Source organism: Nitrosophilus labii, from assembly GCF_014466985.1.
GTDB classification, from domain to species: domain Bacteria; phylum Campylobacterota; class Campylobacteria; order Campylobacterales; family Nitratiruptoraceae; genus Nitrosophilus_A; species Nitrosophilus_A labii.
Genome location: NZ_AP022827.1, coordinates 43,441 through 58,113, shown reverse-complemented (window position 1 = coordinate 58,113; position 14,673 = coordinate 43,441). Strand labels below are relative to the sequence as shown.

General features: G+C 33.6%; 13 protein-coding genes. All 13 read left to right on the top strand.

Annotated elements, in window-relative coordinates; genetic code table 11:
• The first annotated feature begins 2 nt into the window (after positions 1–2).
• Positions 3–455, top strand: coding sequence for a TraV family lipoprotein (locus tag NIL_RS10485; RefSeq protein WP_187648652.1), 453 nt, complete (start codon positions 3–5; stop codon positions 453–455).
• Positions 455–3,010: a TraC family protein gene (locus tag NIL_RS10480; RefSeq protein ID WP_246434489.1), complete on the top strand. Its 2,556-nt coding sequence runs from the start codon at positions 455–457 to the stop codon at positions 3,008–3,010. The genes NIL_RS10485 and NIL_RS10480 overlap by 1 nt, the downstream gene beginning before the upstream one ends.
• Entirely contained in the window at positions 3,007–3,366 is a 360-nt protein-coding gene (locus NIL_RS10475) for a hypothetical protein (RefSeq protein WP_187648651.1), read from the top strand. Before NIL_RS10480 ends, NIL_RS10475 begins: the two co-directional genes overlap by 4 nt.
• Before the next feature lie 69 nt (positions 3,367–3,435).
• Complete coding sequence (gene lepB, locus NIL_RS10470) at positions 3,436–3,936, top strand: signal peptidase I (protein ID WP_187648650.1); 501 nt, start codon at positions 3,436–3,438, stop codon at positions 3,934–3,936.
• Entirely contained in the window at positions 3,924–5,363 is a 1,440-nt protein-coding gene (locus NIL_RS10465; RefSeq protein ID WP_187648649.1) for a conjugal transfer protein TraH, read from the top strand. The genes lepB and NIL_RS10465 overlap by 13 nt, the downstream gene beginning before the upstream one ends.
• Positions 5,336–6,556: a hypothetical protein gene (locus NIL_RS10460; RefSeq protein ID WP_187648648.1), complete on the top strand. Its 1,221-nt coding sequence runs from the start codon at positions 5,336–5,338 to the stop codon at positions 6,554–6,556. Before NIL_RS10465 ends, NIL_RS10460 begins: the two co-directional genes overlap by 28 nt.
• Positions 6,538–8,673 (top strand): conjugal transfer protein TraN, encoded by a 2,136-nt coding sequence (locus tag NIL_RS10455; protein ID WP_187648755.1) that lies wholly within the window; start codon positions 6,538–6,540, stop codon positions 8,671–8,673. Before NIL_RS10460 ends, NIL_RS10455 begins: the two co-directional genes overlap by 19 nt.
• 14 nt (positions 8,674–8,687) lie before the next feature.
• The gene (locus NIL_RS10450) at positions 8,688–9,026 is read left to right on the top strand and encodes a hypothetical protein (protein WP_187648754.1); all 339 of its coding nucleotides are present in this window, start codon (positions 8,688–8,690) and stop codon (positions 9,024–9,026) included.
• 106 nt (positions 9,027–9,132) lie between these two features.
• Positions 9,133–10,692 (top strand): hypothetical protein, encoded by a 1,560-nt coding sequence (locus NIL_RS10445; RefSeq protein WP_187647742.1) that lies wholly within the window; start codon positions 9,133–9,135, stop codon positions 10,690–10,692.
• Between the two features lie 105 nt (positions 10,693–10,797).
• Positions 10,798–12,333, top strand: a complete 1,536-nt coding sequence (locus NIL_RS10440) for an N-6 DNA methylase (RefSeq protein ID WP_187648753.1) — start codon at positions 10,798–10,800, stop codon at positions 12,331–12,333.
• Positions 12,334–12,452: 119 nt separating this feature from the next.
• Positions 12,453–12,695, top strand: coding sequence for a RepB family protein (locus tag NIL_RS10435; RefSeq protein ID WP_187648752.1), 243 nt, complete (start codon positions 12,453–12,455; stop codon positions 12,693–12,695).
• Between the two features lie 9 nt (positions 12,696–12,704).
• Positions 12,705–13,154, top strand: a complete 450-nt coding sequence (locus NIL_RS10430) for a hypothetical protein (RefSeq protein WP_187648751.1) — start codon at positions 12,705–12,707, stop codon at positions 13,152–13,154.
• Between the two features lie 12 nt (positions 13,155–13,166).
• Positions 13,167–14,450 (top strand): type IV secretion system DNA-binding domain-containing protein, encoded by a 1,284-nt coding sequence (locus NIL_RS10425; RefSeq protein ID WP_187648750.1) that lies wholly within the window; start codon positions 13,167–13,169, stop codon positions 14,448–14,450.
• The last annotated feature ends 223 nt before the right edge of the window (positions 14,451–14,673 follow it).

The window sequence follows — 14,673 nt, the reverse complement described above, 5'->3', positions numbered from 1 at the left end:
AAATGAAGAAAAATGCAGTAATGATGAGTATGTTAATAGCAACCATGCTATTAACAGGATGCGCCAGTACAAGCAACAACATAACTATTCCAGCTCCTAAAAAAGAGCAAAAAAACAAGTTGTCCAATAATGAAAAAATGGCTGTGATAAGAGAGTTTGCAGGACAAAGTACCCCCGAAAGCGTTGAGAAAAAACTCTTAAAAACTTCACCGGTATATGCGCAAAAGCATAAAAAAGATGCTGTAATAGAAAATATGAAAGTCAAAGAGAATATGCCTCTTTATCGACAACCACTTTTTGCAAAGATGATAATTTATCCGTATGTCTCAAAAAGCGGAATCTATCATGGGTACCAGACAAGTTATATAAAAATCAAAGAAGGCGAATGGGTGCTTGCGGATCAGGGAAGCGACAAAAAAGATGAAAAAATCTTTGATTTCAATGAGGTGAAATAATGGATTCTATGGTATTTTTTGTTGTAGCTGCAACATTTATAACATTTTCCCTCTACTATATTTATACGAGGAGTTCCGCAAAAGAAGATATTGCCTCTTTGCTTGTAAAAAATTGGAATTTGCTATTTAAACGCTATAAAATAACCGACTTTTTGCCTTATCGTATCTTTGATGACAAAGAAAATATATACATCAATAATGATGGAAGTTATGGTGTAGTATTAAGATGCATACCAAGAATCAGAATGGGAGAGTCTACTGCTAAAGCGGTAGAAGAGATGCTGAACAAATTGCCAGATGATACCTTTATACAGTTTACATTAATAGGAAGCAAGAACATAAAAGGTATGGTTGAAAGATGGAGAAATGAGCATAAGTTTCGTGCAAAAATAGACAACAACAATTCCGAACTTATGGAAAAAGCAATCGATAATATGGCTGAGTTTTTTTATAAAAAAACAAAAGAGCCTCCATCTTTCTCTATGACATCAAGAATTAAAAACTTCGTTTTATATGTCTCAATAAAATCAAATAAAAAAGAGAATATTCTTGCCTATAAAGATGTATTAAAAAATATTCTAAAAGCTAACCATTTTGCTCCTGAATTTGAGAAACCGGAGAACTTAAAACCCATCCTTTATGAATTATTTAATGGCAATCACGATCTAAGAAATATACCATTTTATGATGACACAATGTATATTAACCGCCAGCTAATAAGTTCAAATACAAAAATTGTTGTAAAAGACACACATATGGAAAATGATGGCCGGGCATGGATAAGTCTTGCTCCGCAATCATTTCCAAAATATGCTTTTATAGGAGATTTTGGTGAAAAAATAGGGGATTATGTATCAAAAGCCCTCGACACCAATCAGTTCAAGGATACTTTTTTCATAACTACATCAGTTATTAAAATGCCTAAATCCAAAACTGCAACAGTGCATAGAAATCATTCCTGGATCCTTGGACAAAAATGGTCTGAAGCAATATTTAGAAATTTTGCAGCAGCCAAAGAAGAAAGCGTTGGGATCCTTGATAGAATCGATAACAGAAAAGAAAGTCTTTTCGCAATGGACTTAAATGTACTTGTTAGCGGTGAAAATTATAACGAGGCGAGCGAAAATGCACAAGTTATAATGAGCTATTGGAATAAAGGGGGAGAAACAAAAGCTTTGTCTTTGGATGAAGCTCTTGGTATACATCATCTGAATTTTATAGCAGCTCTGCCAATGGGTATCAATAAAGAGTATCTTTTTAAAACAACTGGAAAATATAGAACTATGTTTCCGGATCAAGTTGCACAGTTTATTCCCCTTGAGGCTGATTATAAAGGGAATACCCCGAATCTAATGTTGATATCAAGAAGAGCACAAATTGCTGGCTTTGACCTTTTTAAATCAAATATCAACTTTAACGCTTATCTTGTTGCAACCTCTGGTGCCGGTAAATCTGTATTGCTTAACATGCTTGGATTTAACTCTTATGCGAGAGGAGACCGGGTCTTTGTCCTCGATTATGATAATTCATTTTTAAAATTATGCGAAACCATAGATGGCCAGTATATTTTCCTTGATCCGCAAAAACCAATCAGCTTCAACCCTTTTAGCGAAATCAACTCTTTTGAAGAGTTAATGGAAGATCTTGCTTACCTTTCTGACTTTGTATATATGCTTGGTAGTTCTAAAAGTGAACAGCGGGCATTGGAAGATGAGAAACTCATAAAAACCAAATTGCAGGATATTATCAAAACTCTTTATAGTGAAATTGGCAATAGAATGGAAGTAACACATATAAGAGATAGAATCAAACAGATTGAAGATCAAAGGTTTCAAGACTTTGGAGACCAGCTTGGCCAGTATTGCCGTGGTGGTATATATTCAAAATTTCTTGAAGGCAAAAACCAATTTAACATAAAAAAAGAGTTTATTGTTGTTGAATTTAAAGGAATTGAAAATCACCCTGATATTCGAGACCCAATAATTATGCTTTTGATATATCATATAAATCAAATGATGTATCTTAATACAGGAAGGCAAAATAGAATACAAATAATACTTGATGAAGCACACCGTTTCCTTGGTAAAAATCCGAGAATGGATGATTTCATTGAGCAAGCATATCGCCGTGCTCGTAAATATGATGGCTCAATCATTCTTGCGACACAAGGATTTGACGACATCTATAATCCGAAAACAGGCGGTCTAAGTAAGGCTGGAACGGTAATCGTAAATAACTCCTCTTGGAAATGGTTTATGAAACAAACCGAAACATCTATAAATATGTTGATAAATTCTGAAGTGTTTAACTTTAACGAACTTGATAAAGCGATACTTCGCTCTATCACTACAATTAAAGGTGAGTATTCGGAACTTTTTATGATAACTCCTGAAGAGTATAAGTTGCCTTACAGATTAATAATGGATAAGATCTTCTATTATCTAACAACTACTGATCCTGAAGATAAGAGAAGGATAAATGATCTTATTAACAATGGTCTAACTCTTGGAGAAGCAATAGAATATCTTGTAAATGAAGAGGAGAAAGCAGCATGATTCAAAAACTATTTATTTTAATCATATATACGCTTTTGGTAAATATTGCGGTTCTTTTTGCCTATGACAAATATATAGTGCCTAAAAAAGTTAAAAAGATCTATTCAATTGATTCTACAAAAATAATTGAATTACAAAAAAAAAGAATGAAAGAGCTTATATTTAACAAAGGACAGAAAGTAAATGAAGAAGCAATTATTAAATATTTAAACAACATCGATAAGATTATCAACTATATTGCGGAAAGAGATAATGCAATAGTTGTTGTAAAACAAAGCATAGCTTCAAAAAATGTAAAAGATATTACAAATGAGGTATTAACAATTTATAGAAGTAAAATCGGCTCTCTTCCTTAGTCGATTTTCTTCTAAAATAAATCAAAATATAGTAAAATAAAACTAATATTCAAAAGTATGGAGCTTAAAATGGATAAAGCAAAAATTAAAAAAATAGCTAAATATTTGCTTATAGGCTCTTTTATATACGCAATAGGCAATCTTGCCGCATATGTTATCGGCAAACATTATGGTATTGGTTTTATAATTTCCCCTTCTTTAAATAAAGATTTTATAGTTTATACAAAAAATTGGAAAGATAAAGTATCTGACGGTTCTATAATATATTTCAAATTTCCTCATGATACACCATATTATAAGAAAGATATGAATTTTGGAAAAATGGTGATGTGTAAAGAAGGTGAAACACTTGAAGTAAAAGGACTTGAATACTATTGTGATGGAAAATACATAGGCAAAGCTCTTACACACGATAAAGAGGGCAAGCCGGTAAAAAATTTTATATTCAATGGAAAAATACCGGATGGAAACTATTTTGTAATGGGAACACATCAAAGAAGCTACGATAGCAGATATTGGGGATTTGTTCCAGAAGAAAAAATTAAAGGTGTTGCAATATGGTCAATCTAAAGAAAATAACAGCCCTTTCTATGGCTGCAATAATATCTTTATCCACCCCAGCAAGTGCTGATCTGGCATCTTTTATACAAGATAACCTCGATGCTTCGGTTACATCTGAAAATTCAGGTTATTTTGTTACACAAACAAGAGGCTATTATACTCTTGGAAGTATGAGAGTAAGATGGGGTGGATTGGGTACAGTTCATCCTTTTAATTTGCAAGCTCCGTCTATAAATGTCGGATGCTCCGGTATTGATATGGTATTTGGTGGTTTTAGCTACTTAAATTTTCAATATCTTGTAGACAAATTAAAGAAAATCTCCGCTGCGGCACCGGCATTTGCTTTCAAAATGGCGATTTCTACCCTCTGTAAAGATTGTGACACCATCATGACTGAACTTGAAAAAATAGCAAATGCAATAAATAGTATGAACTTTGATACTTGTAAAATGTCACAACAAATTGGTGGTTGGGCTGGTAGAAAAATTGGAAATGCTGCAAGTGATCTTATTAAAATGGGTAGTGAAGAAAGCTGGATTTCATCCCTTGCAAGTGCTACAACAAATGCCTCGGGCACTATACAGAATTGGATAAACACTGCTGAAAGTTGGATGAATGGCGGTGGAAAAGAAGGAGCAAAAGAGCGTTTGTTGCAAGGATCTCTTGTAAAAAGAGCATCCGAAACATATGGCACTATATTTGGCAATGGTTCTGAATGGGAAGCATTGGTAAGATCGATGATTGGGGATATATATGGATACATAGATCCAAATTCTCTTGCTGACGGAACACAAGATCCGCAACTCAAGGTCCAAATAATTCAACCAACTATTGATTATGCTAAATTTGTTGATATTTTATTAAATGGTGGCGATATTGAAGTAAAAGGATTGCAAGAACATCCAAATGGTGATTTAATGCTACCCCCAGAATTTCCAATATCAAACATTACAATACCACAAGGTGGTATGAAAAAAATGATACAAGATAAAATAATCAGTATTGTAAACAAAATTCAGAATCATGAAACTCTAACAACAGATGATATTAATTTTATAAACTCTATGCCAGTACCTATTTACAGAATTATAAATGTTATTACTGTGCTTGGTGACACAGGTGTTGAGTTAACATCTGAATATATTGCGCTAAAAGAAATAGATGCCCTTATAAGAAAACTCATAGAGGAAATGATGAGATATTTAGCTGCATACAAAAGAGAAAAAGGAGCTAAAGCATTATCGGATGAGGATATGGAAAAAGTTGACGAACTATTAAAAGTAGCTCGTCAAAATAGAAAGAATATACATACTATTATGATAGGAATCGCATCAGATTTCAAAAAACAAAATTATCTTGTGGATTATTATCAACAACTTGAAAAACAAATAAGAGAAAGGTCTCCGGTATGGGCAATGACAGGCTTTGGAAGCTAAAACTTTTTCCGGTCATTGTCTTTTTATATTTGCCGGCAATTGCTACCGACACATGGAATGAGGGTATTTCTTTTGGAAATTACACCCTCAATCATTTTAAAGAAAATATGTCTGGAACAATTAATAATCCCATAACAACTGACACGGACCTTTATACAGTTGATGGAAATAAAAACGGTGATGCAAGATTGATATGTTCTGAGGGTGATAGCAGGGAATATATTTCAATAACATATAATGGAACAAGTGATATAACAATACAGATACAAATGGATAAAAATCTTGATGGAACGAAAGAAACATACTGGAGTTTCTCTGGAATAAGCGGTATTTGCTCAAACGGGGCTATTAAATGTGATTCAGGTACATGGAATAACTGTAAATATTATAAGTGGAATTATGACGGAATAACTCTTTCTCTGATCGAAACAGTAGCTCCAGCTCTTGGTGGTTGTTATTGTATAAATAGCAGCTGCGGTTCACCTGCTCTTACACAAAAACAAACAATTTTAAATGATATTGCCGGTGCAGTTGCCCCCATGGTATCAAATACATCCGATTATGTTATAACAAGAACCCAAAATACCGGAGATGCAGTATACTATTGGGGGCAAGACTACTCAAATTGTCAAAATGCCGGATCTATGACAACAGCATCAAGCGATGGTTCAAATATACAATCGTTAACAGACAGTGCAATTGTATCTCAAATGAATGATGAAAACAGTGCTTACTATGTTTTAAATAGTTCTACACAAAATAATCATCATCTTGAAACAGATTATCAAAATAACTTGGAAAATCGTGTTGATAATGTGAGAAATAGCACAACCCATACGGATGGAACAAATGACTACTCCTATACCGACCAGATAAATGGCCAGACATATAATATTGATGGGAGTATACAAATAGGAACTTCTGAGAATGCAAAGTATTGTGAAGTTGAATACATAGAAAACAGTCCAGACGCTTTTGCTGATGGAACTAATAGAGAAACCGCTACAACCGATTCTTCGACACGAAAAGTTGAAATAAGAGAATGTGTGGACAATTGGACAAGATGCCCTTTAAATCCTGGTGAAACAATAAAACATGATTGCGGTGCAATCGATGATTTTGCAGAAGTTACAAGTGCATTATCGGCAGTGAATGAAGCAACGAAGGATATGGTATGTTCTTCAACAAATTAAAACTATATATAGGACTCCTCCCCTTCATTGCGGTAAGTAATGTAAATGCAATTATATGTAGTGATTATGGTGACTTTAAACTATATAATGGACACTATTATACAATTACAAAAAACAAAATGACATTTAATGATGCAAAAACATTTGCTGAAAATAGCGGTGGCTATCTTGCGATCCCAGATAATCAAGCTGAAAATGACTTTATCAAAAGCTTACTTCCTAATGCAACTTATGGCTGGATAGGAATTTGGGATCCACAATTGACATCTAATTATTGTTATGACAGCAATTGTGCTTATGATGATAGCCGTTTCATAACTGTAAAAGGCACTACTCCTGTTTATACAAACTGGGCACCATATCAACCAGATAATCTTGTTAAATCAAACGACATCATAGATGGAGTAGAGAAAATCTCCCCTCTCGGAGAACATTGGGTAGCAATAGCATCACCTGGTGGACAGTGGGCTGATATGGGAAATCATTTTGACGAATACAATAATCCAGCACGCTATTACGGAATATTTGAGTTTGATACAATGCCTGAGTGTTACCAAGGGGAAACTAACATTACAGACTCAATTGAAGGGAAAGTATGCAATACTAAAATTTATGATAGCGGACTTGATCTTGTAACTGACGGCCAAACCTTTGATTGCCAAACAGATCAATACGGCACTGATTTTTGTCCATCAGGACTTGCCGAGTGTGGAAGTGAATGGGAATATATGGATGGATATAGCGAGCCGCACATAGGTACAACAACCGAAACATATCAGAAAATTAGAGTATGGACAGGTAGAATAGGGGATAATTACTGGAGTGGTTCATGCGCACATTATAGCACCTCTGCATATTTTAACATAACGGATCTGGATAAAGTAATAGAATTTAAACTCAAAAGAACAAAATTCGATGACTGGATCAAGGTTACAGTAAATGGGCATATTGTACGGGTAGGACCTTATGGTGGAGATATGCTTGAAGTGGTTTACTCGGATGGTACAAATACTTATTCTTCTTATGCCGAATGTAATGATGCTAATTATGGTTATGGCTATTGTGGACAAAAAGTGCAATACACTACATCAGGAAGCACTGGAGCCTGTGAATTATCCACAAGTTGGAACCAATATCACAACATCGATGCCAAACAATATTTGATAGAAGGAACAAATGTAGTAAGGATAGATGTAATCGTTGCAGGTGGTGGTGAAGGGTATGCGTACTTTGAAGGAATAGTTGGACAAGGAGTGTTTAACTGCACGGGCGGATATTGTAGTGTCGATGATATAGGAACAACTGAAATTACAACAAATTACACTTATTATGAATATTTGTGTCAAAATGATCCTAATGAATATGGCGAAAACTGGGAACCAATAGATCCAGGTGGTCCTGATGCAACGGATCCAACTCCACCACCAGATAACTGTCGTAGAGAGACATTCACTTGTGTACCTGCACCAGATCGCAAATGTGCTTGGGTAGATAACAAATGGCAATGTTCTCCTTATCCATGTATTAGTGGAAACGATATAGTTACAACGGATACTCCTGTTGGTATAAATGATGCAGATAATAATGGCTGGGATGATAGTGGTAATTGCATGGGGCAAATCTACATATTTAATGGATATGACAATAGATGTAGAAGTGAAGACATTTTCTTTGGTCTTGCAGGAGGCGGATGTTGCGATAAAGATAAGGTGTTTTTTGGACTAATTCAATGCAAAGATGAGGAAATGAAACTTGCAAAACTAAGAAATGAAGATAGATGTCACTATATAGGGGAATATTGCTCAAAAGAAGTAGAACTGGGTTTTACTGAAATATGCGTTCAACATAAACAAACATATTGTTGCTTTAATAGTAAATTAGCAAGGATCATCAATGAACAAGGTAGGACACAAATAAATAAAAACTGGGGTGAACCTAAGAATCCAAATTGCAAAGGATTTACACCAGAAGAGTTTCAGAAGCTCGATTTTAGCAAAATAGACATGAGCGAGTTTTTCAATGATGTTACAAAAACATTCAATTCAAGTTTTATTCAAAATCAGGCAAATTTTATTCAAGATAGAATTAATACAAATTTGTCAAATATACAAAATTAAAAAGGGGAATATGAATGGATAAAAAAGCAATGATATACACTCTTTTAGCACTTGGTTTGGCAGCATCCAATGCAAATGCCTCAAATATAAAAGATAGCAACATCACTGTTTCCATGCAAAAAAGATCAGAAAATATTACTATAAATCATATAGATAACAAAAGAGAAATACAAAAAATTATGAAGATTGCAAAAGAAATATACAAACTAAAACCCGATCTTGTTATTGATTATGATACGATTTGTAAATTTGGAGGGAATTGCACTATGGGAACAGATCAATACTTTAAAGATGTAGGATTCACAAGCATTAAAAACCCTTCAGATGCCCAGGTTGTAAGTATTCTAATATAATTACATTTTATTCACAATTATCTACAATTATTCAAATATATTTACACTACTTAAATCTTCAAATTAATTATTTCTTGTATTTCTGCTATTTTAAAAGGAACTTACAATGAATAATCTTTCAAAATTAATAGACAATTCTGGTAAAAATTCTTTAATTATTAAATTGCAGAGAGAAAAACCGTTGATTGTATGTGGTTACTCTCCTTTAAAAATTTATCCGAAGAACAATGGAAGAGAAGATGTTTTAATTGATATTTGGTTTAAAGATGAAAGTGGTAAAAAATTTGTTGCTTATGATTTGCAGCTTGAAACTACATCAATTTTTTCATATGGAAGTATTTTATACAAAGAAAACATAAATTTTATTGCAGAAAGCGAGATATTTAATATAAAACCTTCTAATATCGAAATAAAGCCATATGAAAAACTTTCTGATGATTTAAAAGAAAAAATATCTCAAAGAATAATTTCGGATGAAGAAAGAGCCGTTAAAAGTTTTCTAACCCTAAAAACAAATGATAAAGTTTTAATATTTCCTTATTTAGTAATAGGAAGTTTTTTCTATTTTCCAACTTCTCATATAAGAAGAGCCTTCTTAGCCCAAGATATAAATATTTTACTTCAAGAGAACAAAGAAAATAAAGTTCAATTAAGTAGTTGTAAAGAAGGTGAGTTGTATTTTAGAAACTTTAACAAAAAAGTTACCAAAGAAACGGTGGAGCTTGCATATTTGTATTTTTGTTATGAAAAAAGCAGAAAGTTTTTTTACAATGCATATTCTTTTTTTATAAAGGATGTTATAAAAGAACCCAAATATGAGAATAAAAGATATATTCTATCATTTGCTAATTTTAAGTTTCCAATTTTTAAAGATTTTAAAGCTGAGCTTAGAGGTGAATATCTTGATGATAAAAACTTGTTAGTTTATCAAATAATAGATATTGATTTTGAAAGCTTATTTGGAAAAAAAGTTATTACATATCATTTTGAAAGTAGAGATCGAAATTATACGCTTCAAACCAAATTCTTTAAAAAATTAGCAGGCAAAGCAGCCACTATTTCACATAATAGCCCTACAAATCCAAAAAGTACTGATACCATCATATCTATTGGTAAAAAACAGTTTTCTTCAGTTAATCCTTTGGCTGTTTTCAAAGGCAAAGCTATTAGAAAGGGAGAAAGTATTTACTCAAAGCCTATTCATAAAATTTTTAAAGAATCAGAAGGAATAAGTTTGAGCGATATGGAAGATAAAAATTCTCCATATGGCAAAGGGACTTTAAATATAGAAAATTTTGATTTTCAAAAAGCTATTGAATTGTTAAAAAGGAAACTAAATTTAAACGAGGAAGAAAGCAATTTTTATCAAACAAATAGATATTATGCTTTTCATTTTAGATTTAGAAACAGGAATTATTTTTTACTCGAATTAAAAGAATCTAACTCTTCAACGCTTCTATTTAGTTCAAATAATAGGCTTAATGGAAATTTTCTTGTGGCGAAAGTATATTCTGTTAAAGAGGGTTCTATACAATCTTTTAATAAATTAAAAAAAGAATTAGAAGAAATAAGAATTTTCTTCCATACTAAGCAAAAGCATACTGGCAAAGGAATTGAAGATTGGGTTGATAGATTAATAAATAAATTAGATGAATATAGTTTATAAAAGTTGAAATTAAGAATAGACAATTAATCGATTCTACTTTAAGGAAGAAAATAAGATAATTTAATTTAACATTGGGCTGTAATTCTGTTAAATTAGGGGAAAAATATGAGCAAGTTGCAGGAACATATTAAAGAAATCAAAGAAACAAAATCCGGTTATGAAAGAAATATGTATCCCAGTATCAAAAGTATTTTTGAATCCTTGGGACACAAATCAAAAAATATTATCGTAGATTCTGGAAGTGAACTGGGACAGGGGATACCCGATTTAGTTATCAAGACAGAAGTAGGTACCAAAGAAAAAGGAAAACCTATTCTTGGTGATTGGGTAGTTTGCGAAGTAAAAGATGAACGAACCGCATTCAAAACCCCTGGAAGCAGAAACAAGATATTAAAAGACAAAGAAAAATATATCACCCTCGATACCAACTATTTCATTATGATCGATCCGGAAAGGATGGTCATCCGTCCTGTTACGGTAGGAAGCTCCTTGAATTACGACAGCAGTAAAGATATAGTTATAGAGTGGGAAGAGGCGCTAAAACACAATGATCAATGGTTCAAAGAGCAAACCGCTAGTATAGCCGCCGATAAATCCTCAATAAAAGTAGCTTTGGATAAGTTTAGAACCGGAGATACCTCTTCTATAGCTGTTATTTCCCTTAAACCGCAGGATACTACTAAAGCAGAACAAAAAAGGGCGGAGAAAGCCAAACAAGAATTTTTTCATGCCATCAAAAGAGCAACCATTCTTCTTCAAAGCGCCACAAAGGAGGCTCTAGAGGATGTGCAGCCAAAAATTGAAGAGATTTTAAAAGCTATCGATGATTTTGAAGAAAAATATGATGGAGTCAAAAAGCTCTCTTTGGAGCCCTTTGAGCTGCAAGGACAGGTAATAGGTTATGAAAGAGCACTTGAGCATGATGAAGATGTAGAGCGTATCAAAGAAAAGGTGATGTCAAATATCTCCATCGCCAAACTGGCACTTGTATGGCTTCCTGAGTTTAGATCAAGAATTGGAAAGAAAAAAGAGGAGGTTATACAAGAACTTTTTGCCATCGAGACGGCAAATATGATATTAGCAAGAATTCTTTTGCTTCGTTTCTTCGAGGATCACGGATTTTTTGGAGAGAAAAGATATTTGTGTAATGGCGGTATCAAAGCTTTCCAGATGATGAGAGAGTATTTTGAGCTGACTTACATGAAACTGCTCAAGGATGTTTACGAAAAAGCAAAAACGATCTACTATTCGGTATTTGAAGAAATGGAGCTTGACTGGGTTCTTGGAAGCGAAAACGAACGACTTTCTCAAGCAATAGAGCTCTCTCTTATGCACTTCTCAAAATTTGATTTTACAACGATAAGAGGCGATATTCTAACGGGTATTTACGATAGATTTTTGGAAGGCTCCCAACGAAAAAAACTAGGAGAATATTACACCAAACCAAGCGTTGCAAGATATATAATCGACAGAATAGAGATAGATAGAGATGATGTCGTATTGGATCCCGCATGCGGATCGGGCACCTTTTTACTGGAGGTATTCAATAAAACTATCGGCGAACATATAGATGCGGGAGTAGTTACGTATGAAGAAGCGGTAAGCTTTTTAGGACTCCTCACTGTCGTTCGGCTTCCTTAGCTCTGCTTGTTTCTGCAAATTCTTTTTGAAAAAATCCGGCCGGTTTAAAAGAGGTTTTGAGGGGAGAAAAACTTCGAATTATGTATATATATGAGGCAGTAAAAAACAAAGGAGGTTACATGGCGGCAATCGATAATGTGCTTAAAAAACTGTGCGCAAACGAGAACACGAAAAAAGTCTCACTGACTATCAAAATATCATCCAAACTCAATGACGATCTGCAATACGTTTGCAATACGTTTGGCATTACGAAAAGCCAGCTAATTGAAGAGCTTTTGGATAGTTCTGGACTATCAAAAAAAGCGGCTGAGTTGAGAGTTGCGCAACAGTCAAAATCCAAACAGGAAACAAACACGATATAAGGAGCTGATATGGGACAAAACATCATCCATGGAAAAAGTCCGTTTAGAGGTAGTGAGGTATTACAGCTTGACATATCCATGGGAGTAAAAAACTGGTTTATTCACAAAATTATACTTCTCTCTCCCTCAATACTTCTTATTCTTGGCTATTTTGCATATAAGCAGATAACGCTTTTTGGAATGATGGCACGCAATGAAAGTATAGAGCATTTTGTATGGCTTGACGATAGTTTTATTGTAATACTCTTGATAGGTTTTTTGGGCGTAAGATTTATAGGCAAAAGATTTGCGGATCTTTGGCAAAAAAAGGTCATAGAAGCAAATGAGCAATTAATCATCGATGAATATATCCGGGGAGCTAAACTTGTTTGCGTAGATGAGTTTAACAAACAATATGAAAACGAGGATAAAGTGATTGTTTTTGAGATTGAAGATGAATATTGCGATAGAAAATTTTAAAAGGAGCAAACTATGGCAAAACTTTTATTTCCAAAAAAAGCGCTAAAACAGCATATTTTATTTCTCGGCGGCACAGGTACAGGTAAAACTCAAGGGATGATGCAACTGTTTGACAACGTTATCGAATCAAAAAAGCTGATCGTAGATATCAAAGGAGACTATACCTCCGTATATTTTAATAGGGATAAAGATTATATTTTCTGTCCATTTGACAAACGTAGCATCGGATGGAATATTTTTAACGATATTGAAACCTATCACGATATTACGGCCATTGCTTGCGCACTTGTTCCCGAAAATCCAAAAGCAAAAGATCCTTACTGGGATAATGCGGCTCGTAATATTGTCGAGGCAGTTTTATTATATCTTTTCAAAACGAAAAAAGAACCTAAAAACAAAGATTTATGGAATACAATTACAAATTTTGAAAAAATTGCAAGAATAAAAAAAGAAGATAAAGAGTGCGCGGCGCTTCTTGATTTTTATATAAACGAAGAGGACCAGAAACATACACGAGAAATCCTTGAAACCATAATAGCAAAAACAACTGTTAGATCTCTTCAGTATCTTAGTACAATAGACGGAGATTTTAGCTTTAAAAAATGGCTAAAAGACTTCTCCCTCAAAAACAACCTCTTTTTACTCGCTGATCCGAAAATCATCAATGCGGTTTTGCCTCTTTATCGAATAGGCATCGAAATTGTCGCTTCAGAACTTCTTTCGATGGAAGATGATAATTTAAGAGAAGTATATTTTTGGCTAGATGAGTTTCCAAAGCTTCAAAAACTTGAAAAAGTGATTGACCTGATTACACTAGCCAGATCTAAAGGTGGGAGAATCATTTACAGTGTACAGGAATTTCAACATCTTGAAGATATTTATGGGAAAGAGATTGCAAGAACTATTCTTGGCAATACAAACACAATACTTGTTTACAGAACTACAAATGCGGAATTTCTTGAAAAAATGCTTGGACAACAGGAAGTTCTTGAATATAGCGAAAGCAGATCAATGGGAAGTGCGGATATGGCAGATAGAATTACCGCAAGCAAACAGAAAAAAACAAAACCTCTCGTGCTTGCATCAGAAATACAACGCTTGGCCAACCTTGAATTTTATATCAAAAGCATCGCACCGGATATAACGAAAGCCAAACTAAAATATATCCACAGAGAGCCAAAAGAGCCAAAGTTTATTTCAAATATTGAAAAAATCCAAAAGAAATATACCGAATTATCGGATAATATAACTACTGATGAAATTCCAAAGTTTTTAGACGAATTAGACAGTATTTGAGGGGGAATCTTCTCCCTTAAAACAAACAAAATTAATATATAAGCTAAATAGAAGAGGAAAAGAAATAAAAAATTCAAAAAAATAGTAATTCTAATCGACAAAAATGTTAAATTTAGTATTTTTTATAACATCTGCGTAACCCCAAGTATATATCACGCCATTATATCCCGCTGCATAAGTTATACTTGTAAATATTACAGATAGAAAAATAATTTTTTTCACA

What these genes read in the sequence shown, in the direction of transcription:
- NIL_RS10460 (WP_187648648.1), top strand. Translation starts at nt 5,336, where the DNA reads ATGGGCAATGACAGGCTTTGGAAGCTAAAACTTTTTCCGGTCATTGTC.
- NIL_RS10465 (WP_187648649.1), top strand. Translation starts at nt 3,924, where the DNA reads ATGGTCAATCTAAAGAAAATAACAGCCCTTTCTATGGCTGCAATAATA.
- NIL_RS10450 (WP_187648754.1), top strand. Translation starts at nt 8,688, where the DNA reads ATGGATAAAAAAGCAATGATATACACTCTTTTAGCACTTGGTTTGGCA.
- NIL_RS10435 (WP_187648752.1), top strand. Translation starts at nt 12,453, where the DNA reads ATGGCGGCAATCGATAATGTGCTTAAAAAACTGTGCGCAAACGAGAAC.
- NIL_RS10440 (WP_187648753.1), top strand. Translation starts at nt 10,798, where the DNA reads ATGAGCAAGTTGCAGGAACATATTAAAGAAATCAAAGAAACAAAATCC.
- NIL_RS10485 (WP_187648652.1), top strand. Translation starts at nt 3, where the DNA reads ATGAAGAAAAATGCAGTAATGATGAGTATGTTAATAGCAACCATGCTA.
- NIL_RS10475 (WP_187648651.1), top strand. Translation starts at nt 3,007, where the DNA reads ATGATTCAAAAACTATTTATTTTAATCATATATACGCTTTTGGTAAAT.
- NIL_RS10480 (WP_246434489.1), top strand. Translation starts at nt 455, where the DNA reads ATGGATTCTATGGTATTTTTTGTTGTAGCTGCAACATTTATAACATTT.
- NIL_RS10425 (WP_187648750.1), top strand. Translation starts at nt 13,167, where the DNA reads ATGGCAAAACTTTTATTTCCAAAAAAAGCGCTAAAACAGCATATTTTA.
- NIL_RS10455 (WP_187648755.1), top strand. Translation starts at nt 6,538, where the DNA reads ATGTTCTTCAACAAATTAAAACTATATATAGGACTCCTCCCCTTCATT.
- NIL_RS10430 (WP_187648751.1), top strand. Translation starts at nt 12,705, where the DNA reads ATGGGACAAAACATCATCCATGGAAAAAGTCCGTTTAGAGGTAGTGAG.
- NIL_RS10445 (WP_187647742.1), top strand. Translation starts at nt 9,133, where the DNA reads ATGAATAATCTTTCAAAATTAATAGACAATTCTGGTAAAAATTCTTTA.
- lepB (WP_187648650.1), top strand. Translation starts at nt 3,436, where the DNA reads ATGGATAAAGCAAAAATTAAAAAAATAGCTAAATATTTGCTTATAGGC.